At 37.0% G+C, this 14,557-nt stretch carries 11 protein-coding genes; 10 read left to right on the top strand and 1 reads right to left on the bottom strand.

Going from position 1 to position 14,557, the window contains the following annotated elements; all coding sequences use genetic code 11:
• The first annotated feature begins 19 nt into the window (after nucleotides 1-19).
• The 3 genes from AC3ANV_RS24055 to AC3ANV_RS24045 all read left to right on the top strand — a co-directional run bounded on the left by AC3ANV_RS24055 (nucleotide 20) and on the right by AC3ANV_RS24045 (nucleotide 2,444).
• Nucleotides 20-781 (top strand): threonine/serine exporter family protein, encoded by a 762-nt coding sequence (locus AC3ANV_RS24055; RefSeq protein ID WP_488311125.1) that lies wholly within the window; start codon nucleotides 20-22, stop codon nucleotides 779-781.
• A gap of 18 nt (nucleotides 782-799) precedes the next feature.
• On the top strand, nucleotides 800-1,240 hold the full coding sequence (locus AC3ANV_RS24050; RefSeq protein ID WP_488311124.1) for a threonine/serine exporter family protein: 441 nt from the start codon (nucleotides 800-802) through the stop codon (nucleotides 1,238-1,240).
• A 346-nt stretch (nucleotides 1,241-1,586) separates the two neighbouring features.
• On the top strand, nucleotides 1,587-2,444 hold the full coding sequence (locus AC3ANV_RS24045; RefSeq protein ID WP_488311123.1) for a C39 family peptidase: 858 nt from the start codon (nucleotides 1,587-1,589) through the stop codon (nucleotides 2,442-2,444).
• 409 nt (nucleotides 2,445-2,853) lie between these two features.
• Here the strand turns inward: AC3ANV_RS24045 and AC3ANV_RS24040 are convergent, their stop codons facing one another.
• On the bottom strand, nucleotides 2,854-4,254 hold the full coding sequence (locus AC3ANV_RS24040) for an amino acid permease (protein WP_488311122.1): 1,401 nt from the start codon (nucleotides 4,252-4,254) through the stop codon (nucleotides 2,854-2,856).
• 437 nt (nucleotides 4,255-4,691) lie between these two features.
• Between AC3ANV_RS24040 and bcaP the strand changes: the two genes are divergently transcribed.
• From bcaP to AC3ANV_RS24005, 7 genes are all read left to right on the top strand, one after another.
• On the top strand, nucleotides 4,692-6,107 hold the full coding sequence (gene bcaP / locus AC3ANV_RS24035) for a branched-chain amino acid transporter BcaP (protein WP_488311121.1): 1,416 nt from the start codon (nucleotides 4,692-4,694) through the stop codon (nucleotides 6,105-6,107).
• A gap of 190 nt (nucleotides 6,108-6,297) precedes the next feature.
• Nucleotides 6,298-7,533 (top strand): ATP-binding protein, encoded by a 1,236-nt coding sequence (locus AC3ANV_RS24030; protein ID WP_488311120.1) that lies wholly within the window; start codon nucleotides 6,298-6,300, stop codon nucleotides 7,531-7,533.
• 225 nt (nucleotides 7,534-7,758) lie between these two features.
• Nucleotides 7,759-8,922, top strand: a complete 1,164-nt coding sequence (locus AC3ANV_RS24025; protein WP_488311119.1) for an HD-GYP domain-containing protein — start codon at nucleotides 7,759-7,761, stop codon at nucleotides 8,920-8,922.
• Between the two features lie 183 nt (nucleotides 8,923-9,105).
• On the top strand, nucleotides 9,106-10,290 hold the full coding sequence (locus tag AC3ANV_RS24020; protein ID WP_488311118.1) for a hypothetical protein: 1,185 nt from the start codon (nucleotides 9,106-9,108) through the stop codon (nucleotides 10,288-10,290).
• Nucleotides 10,291-10,758: 468 nt separating this feature from the next.
• Entirely contained in the window at nucleotides 10,759-11,841 is a 1,083-nt protein-coding gene (locus AC3ANV_RS24015) for a hypothetical protein (RefSeq protein WP_488311117.1), read from the top strand.
• Nucleotides 11,828-13,996 carry a molybdopterin oxidoreductase family protein gene (locus AC3ANV_RS24010; RefSeq protein ID WP_488311116.1) on the top strand — a complete coding sequence of 723 codons (2,169 nt, stop codon included), beginning with the start codon at nucleotides 11,828-11,830 and terminating at the stop codon, nucleotides 13,994-13,996. Before AC3ANV_RS24015 ends, AC3ANV_RS24010 begins: the two co-directional genes overlap by 14 nt.
• On the top strand, nucleotides 13,997-14,557 hold the full coding sequence (locus AC3ANV_RS24005) for a 4Fe-4S dicluster domain-containing protein (protein WP_488311115.1): 561 nt from the start codon (nucleotides 13,997-13,999) through the stop codon (nucleotides 14,555-14,557).

Here is a 14,557-nt window from a genome sequence, read left to right as displayed (position 1 = left end):
ATAATCTGGAGAGATATAGATGGAAAATCAAGCATCACAAACATATGAAATCATGGAAGTATGCTTACTTGCAGGGAAAATCATGCTCCAAAGCGGCGGGGAGACGTATCGGGTCGAAGATACAATGATGAGGATTGCTGCTTCATTTGGGATTGAAAAAACCCATAGCTATGTAACCCCAACAGGAATTATCTTTTCAGCTGAAGGGTCTGAGCCGACAAAAACGAAGCTTATTAGAATATCCGAGCGTTCGACGGATTTGAAAAAAGTGGCCATGGTCAATAGTATCTCAAGAAGAATAAGCAGTGGTGAAGTTTCTCTTCCGGAAGCATTAGACCAATTAACCGAAATCGATTCCTTAGATTTGACCTTTCCATTTAAGATACAGGTTGCAGCAGCTTCAAGTGCCAGCGGCTGTTTCATGATTATGTTTAATGGAGGATGGAATGATTTTATCCCTGCGGTTATTTCCGGAGGCTTAGGATATTTAAGCCTAGTTTACTTCCATCGTTTTGTCCCGATTAAATTTTTTTCCGAGTTCCTGGCCTCGTTCCTTATAGGTATGTTATCTTTAATATTTGTGAAAATTGGGGTAGGCCATCAATTAGATAAAATTATTATCGGCTCGGTGATGACATTAGTTCCCGGCCTGTTAATTACCAATGCAGTAAGAGATTTAATGGCGGGACATTTGGTGTCAGGTTTATCAAAGGGTGCCGAAGCATTTCTGACCGCCTTTGCCATCGGCTCGGGCATTGCCGTCGTTTTAGCGTTTTTATAAGCAGGGGAGGCAGCAAGAATGGCGATTTTAGGACAATTAATAACAAGTTTTATTGCAACCGGTGCCTTTGGCATAATCTTTAATGCACCGAAAAATACGTTAGTGAAATGCGGCCTCATTGGGATGGGAGGCTGGCTGATTTATTACATTACAGAAGATTATGCCGGTGATGCTGTCATCGCAACATTAGCCGCCTCAGTTTTTGTCGCAGTCATTAGCCTGGTGTTAGCGAAATTTTATAAAACACCTGTGATTATTTTTAGCGTTGCCGGGGTTATTCCACTAGTTCCCGGGGGCTTGGCCTATAATGCGATGCGAAACTTTGTCGAGAATGATTATAATTCAGCATTAGGTTCAGCTGCAAAAGTACTGATGTTATCGGGGTCAATTGCTTTTGGACTTGTCTTTTCTGAAGTAATCAACCAAGTAATTCGAAAAATCAAACAAGAAAAAAAATAAGAAATTGAACCTTTTAGTGAGAAATTACCAGAAGGTTTTTTTCTTAGGCTCTTTTCGTAAACTTTGTTGTTTTTGAAGCTTAATAAAGTTCATTTACTAAGTTTCTAGGCGATTTTCGCAAATGTTCTTACGAAAAGATGCCACGAAGCTTCTAATTATACGGGTTGATAAACTTATACGAAAAACAACAATCTATGCGAAAATAGCCTTTTCTTAAGAAAAAGTTAAGGAAATTCATTTAGTATAGGCTTGGAAAATAATTTAAATTTGTGGGTTTTCCTGTTTTTGGTATAGTGGTAGAGTAATAGGATCGACTAAGTCAGACAAGGAATGGATTTAATCTTCTATGAAAAAAATAACCATCATCGTGCTTATTCTAATGATAGCAATTATTAGTTTCAAAAGTGTGTTTGTGAAAGATTTTTATGCAGCCGTTACGAACCATTTGCAGTCTGGAAAAAAATTGGAAGCAGCTGCAACCTTAAAAAAGAAAGAAGTACTCCAGCCAACAAAAGAAGCCTCTAAAGTTGTAACAACGACAAAAAAAGATACCCAAGAAGAATCAGTGCCAAAGGAAATTCCTAAAAAAGTTCCCGTGGCAAAACAAGAATCTGTGCAGCCAAGTAGTATCGTGCTGAATGTTCCACTCTTAAGACAGTTGGATAAACCCCAATTATATAATGGGTGTGAGGTAACCAGCTTAGCGATGATTTTGAATTACCACGGTGTAAACGTGACGAAAAATACATTAGCGCAAAAAATAAAAAGAGTTCCATTAACCTATAGTAATCAAAAGAAGGGAAATCCTAATGTCGGGTTCGTTGGGGATATGGAGGATGGTCCGGGTTTAGGTGTTTACAACGGCCCCATTTTTGACCTGGCAAAAACCTATGTTGGAGATAAAGCCGTTAATTTAACGAACAGACCGTTTGCCGAAGTATTAAAAAAAGTTGGTCAGGGGCTTCCGGTATGGGTAATCACAACAATCAAGTTTGCTCCGGTATCTGTGTTTCAAAAGTGGGACACTCCGCAAGGGATGATGGAAATTACGTTTAGTGAACATAGTGTTGTCATTACAGGCTACGATCAAAATTTTATTTATATAAACGATCCTTATGGCTTTAAAAATAGGAAAGTAAATCGGATTAATTTTATTAAAGCCTGGGAACAAATGGGTAAACAAGCGATTGTGATCGAAAAATAAAGGATTCGCTATTTCCAAAAAGGCCGTAAAATGGGCAAAGGCAGAGGATCATTGGTCCTCTGCCTTTTTTGCTATTAATCCATAAGGGATCATTATCGTAACTTGTGAATGGTTGTATCGTATCACCCATCGCAAGGTAAAAACTTATATATTGTAATTGTTTTTGAAAACAAATTTGCCGCGGTTATTTTTCCACCTGATGGTTTTATACCTAAACGATGTAAGCCCTACCTCTCTTACATCCTTACGGCTCCGAAGCCGATCCAGTGTGAATAAGTTTTTCTGTTAAAACATAAGCGAAAATGCCAGAAAAATTCTTACATTGCGTTATTTCTATCTATTACAAGTTACATAAATCTAAAGCACATTTATTCATATTACACATTATTTGTAAATTTGTCAATGGTTTTCATTTTAGATCATAGTATTTCCTTTTTTTTGCTATTACAAAGTAGCAAAAGAAAATAACGGCAATAAGACCCAGGCTGATAAAGACACCCATTCTTTGTGTTGCCTGTAACAATCCCCCTGAAACACCTGCAAGAATCAACAAAATCCCTAAAAAAGAGGTATAAGGAGAACCCGCCATTTTAAAGATTTGGGTGTTTTGTTTATCCCGTCTCCGTAATTTAATTTGTGATGAAAGGATAGTAGTCCAATTTAAAATGAGCATAACCCCTGCAGCAGTCGTTATGTATTCATATAATTTTCCAGGGAGAATAAATGAAAACACAAGAGAAGCTGTTAAAGCAAAACCTGTTAAAAACAACGATTTATAAGCGGTTCCCTGTTTATTCTTAGTGGCTAGAGTTTTGGGTGCATCTCCATCCTGAGCCAAGGAGATCATGATATTGGTCACTGAAAAAAGTGCTCCAACCATCGTTGAAAAAGCAGCGCTAATGATAATAATATTGAAAATAGAACCTAGGTAGGGTATATGAAATATGGTTAACGCCGTAACGAATGGGCTTTTTGATGCGTCAATCCGAGTCCACGAAACCATATACATTACAAAGAAAATGGACAGAATGTAAACGGCAACTAGGGCAATGAGCATACCAATTCCTGCTTTTGGAACTTCGCTCCTATTCTTCAATTCAGAGGAGGCAATTCCAATCACTTCAATTCCGCCAAAGGAGAAAAAGACAAAGATTAATGCCGACCACATTCCTTTGATACCTGTTGGTAAAAATGGTTGAAAATCGTTAAAGCGATTTAAGGAAATTGTTTGTGGCGCAATGAAATGAACTAATAGCAAGATACCCAAAAAAATAAATACAACAAGTGTAGCTAATTTTATCATCGCAAACGTGGATTCAATTTTACCAAAGTTTTTTACTCCAAGAAGATTTATTCCAAAAGCTATAACTGCGTAGGCACCGGTGAAAATCCACAAAGGTACGTGGGGAAACCAAAACCGGGTAAAGGTTGCTAAGGCGACTGCCTCGCTGGACATAATAAAAACGCCTGATAACCAATACATCCATCCTGATACAAAGCCCATTGAATTTCCAAAGGCCTTTTTCGCATAGGTTCGAAACGATCCCGGCTGAGGGTCTCTTACAGTCATTTCAGCAAGGGCACTAAATACAAAGAAGGCAGTGATTCCTCCTATTAAGTAATCCAGCAATATAACAGGTCCGGCAGTTTTTATCGAAAGACTCGTTCCAAGGAAAAAACCGGCTCCAATAATAGAACCAATTCCAATCAATGACAGCTGCCACCAAGCAAGCCCTGAGGTTTCTCCTTTTTCACGATTATCAGCCTTTTTATGAAGGACTGCTTGCTCAATTGTATGGTCATTATTCATCTAATACACACCTTTCAACATCAATCTCTTTTTTATCGTCCCCTTTTTGTATGTAAAAAACAAATAAACTAAGTAGCATTTTTTGACGTATTGTTTACCTTGTATATGAATTTTAATAGGGGAATACGATGCCGGCAGAAAAAACTTCTTTTCAGAAAGATTTATAAAACCTTTTTGAAAAGAAGTTTTTAATATTTAGAATATTTAATTTGTTTTATTAGAATAGCGAAAACTAATTTGAATACAATAGTAAAAAAGGTATAACGTAAGATGGATTAACGAATTTTCTGGGATTTTTTGCTTTGGAATTATTTTGAAATAATTTTATTTTTCAAAATATATTGCTTTTTATAAAAATAAATTATATTATACCAATATACAAATTCATGAAGCATTTTTTCAGAACATTTTGACATTATCGCAAGGAGGTCTATCCGATGAGTTTATTTAGAAAAAAATCCATACAGGATCTTATAAAAGAAGTCGGGCAAAAAGATGTAACATTAAAGAAAGAGTTAGGTGCTTTTGATTTATCGATGCTCGGAATAGGAGCGATTATTGGAACGGGGATTTTCGTTCTTACTGGAGTAGCTGCAGCTGAACATGCAGGACCTGCACTTATTTTATCATTTATTTTATCCGGTTTAGCCTGTGTATTTGCAGCCCTTTGCTATGCAGAATTTGCTTCAACTGTTCCGGTATCAGGTAGTGCATATACGTATAGTTATGCTACCTTCGGAGAAATCATCGCCTGGATATTAGGCTGGGATTTAATTCTGGAATACGGGCTAGCCTCATCAGCTGTTGCCAGTGGCTGGTCAGGTTACTTTCAAGGATTGCTTGCAGGGTTTGGCATTCATTTTCCGAAAGCAATAACAAGTGCCTTTGACCCCGCTAATGGAACATATATTGATGTACCTGCAATTGCAATTGTTCTATTGATTACTTTCCTATTAACACAAGGTGTAAAAAAATCAGCACGTTTTAATTCGATTATCGTTATTGTTAAGCTAGCAGTTGTTCTATTGTTTATCGCAGTTGGTGCATGGTATGTAAAGCCTGCAAACTGGACTCCGTTTATGCCTTTTGGTTTTTCAGGTGTTGCAACCGGAGCCGCGACAGTATTCTTTGCTTACATTGGTTTTGATGCAGTATCCACTGCAGCTGAAGAAGTAAAAAATCCGCAAAAGAATATGCCGATTGGTATTATTGCATCATTACTTGTTTGTACAGTCTTATATATCATTGTTTCTGCAATTTTAACAGGTATTGTTCCTTATCAACATCTTGACGTAAAAAATCCTGTTGCGTTTGCACTTAATTATATTCATCAGGATTGGGCTGCCGGTTTCATTTCACTAGGGGCCATTGCCGGAATTACAACTGTATTACTTGTTATGATCTATGGACAAACTCGTTTGTTTTATGCAATCAGCCGCGATGGTTTATTGCCAAAAGTATTCTCAAAGGTAGATAAGAAAAAGCAAACTCCGGTATTTAATTCCTGGATTACTTGTTTGCTCGTTTCTATCTTTGCGGGATTAGTACCTTTAAACAAGCTTGCTGAGCTAACAAACATTGGGACATTATTCGCATTCATGACTGTTGCTGTTGGAATTTTGTATCTTCGTAAAAACAAGCAAGCTCCAACAACCGGTTTCCGTGTACCATTTGTACCATGGGTTCCAATTCTTGCATTCGTATTTTGTGGATATTTAACCCTTCAATTACCATCCGCAACATGGATTGCTTTCTTCGTTTGGCTTGTAATCGGATTGATTGTTTACTTCGGTTATGGTCGAAAGCATTCAACTTTAAATAAAAATGCGAATGGAATAAAAAAAGTTAGTTAATGAATATAACCTTAAAGAGACTCGTGTAAGCGAGTCTTTTTTTGTTTGAGGAAATATGAAAAACATGTCGAAAAACATCGTTATTTTCAAATTCGTTGTCAGTTTGATGCAGGAAAGGTGGTAAAATAGGAGGTGAATTTGGAAAATATCATAATTTTTCCAACGAAGGTCTAATCGAAGGAGCTATCATATGAAAGAAGGCATCAAAAATCCTAAGTTGATATTTGAAGAAAAAAAAGCAGTTAAATTATTTTTATGGTTGTTTTATATTATATATTTTTCTTTTGAACTGTTTTATGACTATATTTACCCAATTTATGCCGGAAAGGTTCTTGGTATTAATAACGGGGGATTTGGTCTCTGGCTTTATTTAATTCTCCTTGGATTATTGCCTGTGGCAATTTATTTTATTAAAAGGGAAAACCCATACATAGTTAAATATATTTATATTATTAGCTACATAATAATCATTATCATTAATGATTTGATGGTATATTTTGGAACCAAACTTCCTTTTGCAGAATCGAATGTTGTCGAGGTTTTTTTCGTTCTTTTCTCGCCTATATTCGTAAACAAAAAATACTTCTGGACTGTTACAAGCTTAATGATAGGTAAGTATGTATTTTTAGGAATTGTCTTACAAGATTCTCGAACTTTATTAGCTATTATTATCTACTTAGTATTATCCTCAATAGCCTTTATACTTTTGATTCGGTTTTACTCATATATAAATTCATTATCTACAATATACAAAGAGCTTCGTCAAAAGGAGAAGTTGGCTGTAATTGGACAAATGGCAGCTGCTATTGGTCATGAAATACGTAATCCATTATCCTCTTTAAAAGGATTCACTCAGTTGCAACAAGAACGCTATCCGAATACAAACGACTTTTATCCGATCATGATCCAAGAAATTGACCGAATCAATTCTATTGTGAATGATTTGATGTACCTTGGAAAGCCCAAGGTAATTGAATTTGGGAAAGCAAGTATTGAAGAAATAATTGCCTATACGTTATCAATTACTCAGCAACAAGCAGAAAGACAAGGTGTAACTGTTGAAACCATTATGGAAGGGCCTCTATCTCCAATTGATTGTGACGGCAAGCAGCTTAAGCAAGTGTTTATTAATTTAATAAAAAATGCCATAGAGGCTATGCCTGAAGGCGGAAAAATAAAAATTCACATTAAAGTTTCAAACGAACGCAAAATGCTTATATCTATTGAGGATGAGGGCTGTGGAATTGAAGAAGAAAACATCCTTAACATAGGTGAACCATTCTATACCACGAAAAAAGATGGAACAGGCCTCGGATTAATGGTAACGAACCAAATTATTAAGGACCATAAAGGGGAGCTTAATATTCAAAGCAGACTAGAGAAAGGGACTAGAGTGGAAGTTGTATTGCCTATAAATCAAATATAGACAAAATGGTAGATTCAACAAAATATTTTATAATTTTCAAAAAATACAAAAAATTATTCCTTAATTTCTGAAATAGTTCTATAATTATACATAAATCAGCCTTGTTTTATGTTTTTCTGTCAATATAAATGAATTATAATGTAGGAAGGTGTCGATTATAAAATAATCAAATTCTTTTAAGGTAAATCAGATAGTAGATTTTCAATCCTTACGTGAGGTAAACAAATGAAAAAGCAACTCCAAGAGACTAATTTGAGATATGAAGAAGGTCGTACATTAAAATGGTTTATAGTTTTATTTTATATTATTTCAATATCTTATGATTTATTTTATAAAATCATCTCTATTTATAATCCTAACTTAAAATATAAAACTTCTGACGTATTGGGATTATGGATTTATCTATTCATGTTTGCTTTAATTCCAATTGCTCTCTACTTAAATAAAAAGCAAAAACAACACCAAATAAAATATGTTTATTTTATCTCTTATACTAGCCTTACCTTATTAAATGACATTATTTCATTTTTTGGTAAACCGGAACTTTATAAAAGCGGAAATGCAGTAGAAATATTTTGGCTTTTATTATCCCCAATTTTTGTAAACACTTCTTTCGTTAAAGTAGTTACTATTGGATTATTATTAAAATATATTATTTCCGGTTTAATTATTAAAACTCCCATTGTCCTTTTAGGTATTTTACTTATCGTAATTCTTTCCATTTTCTCATTCATCATTCTATTTAGATTTCAATCCTATGTGAATTCTATAAAAGCCTCATATGATCAACAATTAGAAGGTATTGTTAAAGGAGTAATTGCAACACTTGAACTGAAGGATCCTTATACTAGAGGACATAGTGAACGAGTTGCTAGGTATGCTTTAGAATTAGCCCGGAAAATTGGAAGATTTTCAGCAGAAGAATTAAAGGATTTTAATTATGCTTGCTTACTTCATGATATTGGCAAGATTCATATCCCGGACCAAATTCTAATGAAACCGGATAGACTTAATGAAAATGAATATGAAATAATCAAATCGCACCCGGTAGTCGGTGCAGAGGCAATTTCAAAAGTAGTAGGATTCAAAAATAGCATTGAAGTAATTCGATCGCATCATGAACGATGGGATGGTAAAGGTTATCCAAACCAATTAAAAGGTGAGGAGATACCTTATCTTGCTAGAATTGTAGCCATTGCAGATGCATTTGATGCCATGACCTCAACAAGATCTTATAGATCTGCATTATCGGTTGAAGAGGCATATAAACGTATTTTAGAGGGCAAAGGTTCACAGTTTGACCCTGACCTGGTAGAAGAATTTCAAAAGGTAATTCATAGATGGAGAAATATTCATAATAGTTCAATTGAAGAAAAAGGACTAATTTAAACTAATATAAAATGAGCCTAAAACTAAGGGAGGTGAAAACTAATGAAAATCCGTCAATTAAAAAAAATTAAAGTTACTTGTTGGTGGTGCTGGTTTATGTAAATGCAGAAAACTTGTGGGATGCTGGCACAAAGCTTTGCATCCTTTTTTATTTATAGATTACTAGTTAGGAACGGTGTTTAAATGAATATAACACTGAGTTCACATCTTTTGTTGGTTCCAATTGAGGTTCGAAAAGATAAAAAGCATTATATCGTCGAAGATATAACCTCCGGTGAATTTTACGAGATGCCTGATGTTTGTATAGAGGCTATCCTTTTGATTCAACAGGGTGAGTTACTTGGCGAGGTTGAAAGACAGCTTAGAGAAAAATACCATGAGGAAGAGGTCGACCTCCTGGATTTTGCCGAACAGCTTTTTGAATTAAACCTGATTACTGAAATTGATAGCATTAAGGTAGAAATGAAGGAAAAAAAAATAGAAAGCCTAGGCTTTTTGTGGATTTCGCCAAAGCTTGGAAAATTCTTTTTTAATAAAACAGCTTATTTACTATATGCCTTATTGTTTATGGTAAATATCGGCCTTTTCATATATTATCCTGCCTTATTTCCGCGCTATAAGGATTTGTTTATTTTCCATTTAATGGTTTTGAATGTGCCGGCTTGGATGCTGTTAACGGGTATTTTGGTGTTAGTTCATGAATTTGGGCATGTGCTTGCAATCAGAGCTCAAAATCTTCTAACAAAATTAGAGGTTGGCCACCGTATGTTCCTTGTGGTGCTTGAAACTGATATGTCATCTGTATGGAAACTACCCTCAAAGGATAGGAACGTTTTATATTTAGCGGGCTTATGTTTTGATACAATGATTCTTTTTCTGGCTTTAATCAGTCAATTAATCTTCTCCAATGGCCCGGGGATTTTCCTGAGTATTATGCATTTGGTGGTTTTGGATACATTTATTCGAATGGTTTACCAATTTGGTATTTATATGAAAACAGATCTATATTTTGTTTTTGAAAATGTTTCCGGCTGCTATAATTTGATGGAGAATGCTCAGCAGTCGATACGAAAGCGGCTTCCTTTTCAGCGTTCACCTTCAAAAACTGCAGTGGAATTTGCCGGTGAAAGAAATAGCGTTTTCTTATATTCCATTTTTTACCTTTTAGGTATGGTTTTGACCGTTACTTTATATGTGGTCTTTTATATTCCGCAATTATTCTATTCCATAAAAAAGGTACTTCCAAATTTCGGAAAAGCACCAGCCAGCCTTGCGTTCTGGGATGCTGCCCTATTTATGTTGCAGATCGCCCTTGGTTTATTTTTGCTCTTATATTCATGGCGAAAAAAATACCTTAAGTCTTTCTAATTTGAGAATTGTCTAGCTCCACAAGAATAAGCTTCGGAAGGAATACCTCGCACGAAGGAAAAGCGTTAGCTTTTCCGAGGAGCGCCTAGCAACTAGTGTACTTCACACTCCTCCTTACGATAAGTCAACACGAAAAAGCAAAAAACGCGATTCGTGTTGACTTTATCTCGTTTGGAGTGCTCCAGTCCTGTCGTGCGCTGAACAGGTGCTTCCGCTTTTCTGGAATGTGACGAAATTTTGTCAAAATCGAAAATTCTAAGGGTTTTTTCCCCCGAGGATGGGGGAGTTCCCTGATATTTATAACACTACCGTTTTTCTTACAATTAAGTTAAGAAAACGATAGTGTTATTTTTTTTGGCTAATCAGAATTTATATCCATAAATTCTGAACGAATAAATTCAACTACGCCTCTGTCGGCGTCCTAACGGACTCGCCAGTCGGCGAGTTTTCATTTAAGGAGGAGCTCAAATGCAGGCGAATATTTCATTAACTAAAAAACGGGAACGCTCAATCAATGATGCCTTTGCTTCCCATTTTGCCAAGTCCATGTTTTTAACAATTGCCGGACTTGCAATTTTAACTTTTATTGGCACAAGAATGTTTACACATATCGATTTGAATCTTTACGGATATATGGTTGGAACGATTGTTTTTATTGGAGGATTCTTTTATCGGTTTATTGCCTGGGGCGAAAGGCCGCCAACCAAAAACATCATCAAGAAAGGCTTAAAACTGTTATTTAGAAAAAGTACTGCTAAAACGGCAGTTAGTCATTTAGCTATTTACGATTTCATTCGAAATCGGGGACTTTACCGATGGATTCAGCATATTTTAATCGGCTGGGGCTGTGTCCTCGCATGCTTAGTTACATTCCCACTAGTTTTTGGCTGGATGTATTTTACGATGGATGACAATGGCTACTACACCATCGTGCTTTTGGGATTGAACGTAATGAAGGTGCCTGCTGAAGGAATCATCGCCTTTTTCTCCTATAATGCATTAAATATTGCAGCAGTGATGGTTACTACGGGTGTATGTATGGCACTTTATCGCCGCTTGAAAAATATGCAGGCAAGAGCGGAACAAAAATTTGTCTATGATTTCTTACCGCTTTATCTATTGCTTTTTATTTCAATCACCGGATTGTTATTAACATTTATGAACATTGTTATGCACGGCCATGGTCAGCCAATTATGTCGCTGATCCACCAATTTTCCGTAATCGTAACATTAATCTATTTACCATTCGGGAAGCTTGCTCATATTCCATTCCGTCCAATGAGTGTGCTTGCAAGAAACTACCGGGAACATTATGGAGAAAAAGAAATGAAAGAATGTAAGGTGTGCGGAGAGAAATTTGTTTCAGTTGAACAGTCAAATGATGTTATTCAAGTATTGGGAGTCAATGATATCGAATTCAATATGCAAGATGGCTTTAATCTCGCTGAATTGTGCCTGCCATGCCGCAGAAAATACAGAATTTCAAGATTCTCAGGATTCGCAACCCACCAAGTAAAGGTCAAGGAGGCAAACCAGAATGCAAAGGGATAAATTTTTCAAGGAAATAGATAATGTACGTCATCCAAATGAAACACTGGTGAAAACCCACTGTGCCTATTGCGGAATGCAATGTGGTATGAATTTACGAGTAAACACTCAAACAAATAAAATTATTGGAGTCGAACCTCGTTATGAATGGCCGGTAAACGTTGGTAAGATGTGTCCTAAAGGGGTTACCGCATACCAGCAAACGAATCATCCTGACCGCATATTAAAGCCATTGATCCGTGATGATGCTTCCTTAAAAGGAACAACAAAAGGCTTTCGTGAAGCAACATGGGATGAAGCCTATAAGTTGATTGCGACTAAGTTTAATGAACTTCAAAGCAAATATGGAAAAGATACATTGTCTGTTTTCAGCGGTGTATCGATGACAAACGAAAAATGTTATTTAACAGGAAAGTTTGCTAGGGTTGCGATGCAGACACGCTATATCGACTATAACGGTCGATTCTGTATGTCGAGTGCTGCAGGTGGCTTCCTTCGCTCATTCGGTGTAGACCGCGGGTCTACATTGCCTTGGACAGATATTCACGAAACAGATTGTATGTTTATCGCGGGAAGTAACACAGCAGAATGCCATCCAACTTCGATGTTCCGTGTTTGGGCAGTTCAGGAAAGAGGTGGTTACTTAATTGTAGCGGACCCTCGTGAAACTCCAATAGCTAGAAGAGCTGATATTCACTTAGATTTAAGACCCGGAACAGACCTTGCACTTGCGAATGGAATTTTGAATCTATTAATTCAAAATGGCTATGCCGATGAAGAATTCGTTAACAATCATACAAATGGATTTGAAGAAACAAAAGAATTGGTAAAAGAATTCACACCGGAATATACAAGCCAAATAACAGGTATTGACCCTGAAAAAATTATCCGTGCTGCTGAAATTTACGGTAAAGCGCCGAATGCCATTGTGATGTTTGCCCGCGGTATCGAGCAGCAGCATAAAGGTGTTGATAATGTTTCAGCGTACACCAATATGGCCCTTGTTACAGGAAAAATTGGCCGTCCAAAATCAGGTGTTGCTACCTTCACAGGTCAAGGGAATGGCCAAGGCGGACGCGAACATGGACAAAAATCTGATTTGCTTCCGGGTTATCGAAAACTCACCAACCCAAAACACGTTGAGGAAGTATGTAAGGTGTGGGGAATTACTCCGGAAGAAATGCCGCAGCCTGGTGTTTCTGCTTATGAAATGTTTGAACTAATGGAAGAGAAAACGATTCGATCATTGTATCTGCTTTGTTCAAACCCGGCAGTTTCTGCTCCAAATCAAAACTTTGTCCGTAAAGCATTAAAAGGATTAGACTTTATGGTTTGTGCAGACTTCTACCTCTCTGAATCAGCAGAATTCGCCGATGTTATTCTTCCAACCGTAACCTGGTCTGAGGATGAAGGAACCGTAACAAATCTTGAAGGACGGATTATTAAAATTAATAAAGCACAAGAACCATTAGGTGAATCAAAACCGGACTGGCAAATTCAAGCAGAGCTGGCTGAATACCTTGGAAGAGGTAAATATTTCTCTCATCTAAAGACAGCTAGGGATGTAGCGGATGAGTTCCGGTTAGCTTCTAAAGGCGGATATGCCGATTACTACGGAGCAACTTGGGATAAAATCGACAAACAAGATGGTGTCTTCTGGCCTTGTAAGGATGAAAATGATCTGGGAACACCACATATGTTTTTAGATAAAAAGTTCTATCATCCTGATGGAAAAGCAAAAATTTGTGCACTGCCATACCGTCCGCCAGCTGAAGAGCCGGATAAAACATACCCATTGCGCTTAACTACAGGCCGTGTCGTCTTCCACTATTTGTCCGGTAACCAAACAAGAAGGATTCAATTCTTACGTGATATGTGCCCGGAGCCATATGTCGAAGTACATCCTGAAACTGCAGCAAAATACAAGATAGAACATGAAGAAATTGTCCGTCTCTATACTCGTAGAGGGGAAGCTGAATATAAAGTGAAAATCACGGAAGCAATCCGTAAAGATACGGTTTTTGTTCCCTACCATTTTGGGCATGAAAAATCTATTAATCTCTTAACAAATCCTGCACTTGATCCCATGTCACGGATGCCCGAATTCAAGGCGTGTGCAGCACAGATTGAAAAACTAAAAAAAAGGGCGGTGCAGTAAATGAAAAAGAGACTATATTTAGAACTTGAAAACTGTATTGGGTGCCGCTCTTGTTTAGCGGCTTGCACGCAGTGCGGTGGACATGACCAGCGGAATCGGAACTATGTTTACGATATAAATCCTTTCGTTAACCGGCAAACAATGCCTCTTATGTGTCTTCACTGTGTGAATCCGGCATGTGCGAGAAGCTGTCCGGCCCAGGCAATTCAAATCCATGAGACAGGGGCTGTGCTATCAGCTCTTGTTGAAAAGTGCATTGGCTGTCAAAACTGTACCATTGCCTGTCCATACGGAATACCGAAGTTTGATACTGAGCAGAATTTAATGTATAAGTGTGACCTGTGTATCGACCGTACAAAAGACGGAATTCCGCCAATGTGTGCGAGTGTATGTCCATCCAATACCCTGCAATGGCTAACTGATGAAGAAATAGAAGCAAAACAAAAGCAATTTAATCTTGATAATGGTAAATGGGTTACAAGCATACCTTATTTAGAGGGCGAAACAAATGTTAAAGTAAATCTGCCTGGTATTTTACAGGGCGTTACGAAATTGTTTTAG

Source organism: Neobacillus sp. DFD-2R, from assembly GCF_057747865.1.
Note: the sequence above shows the minus strand (reverse complement) of the source record. Positions and strands in the feature narration are given on the sequence as shown.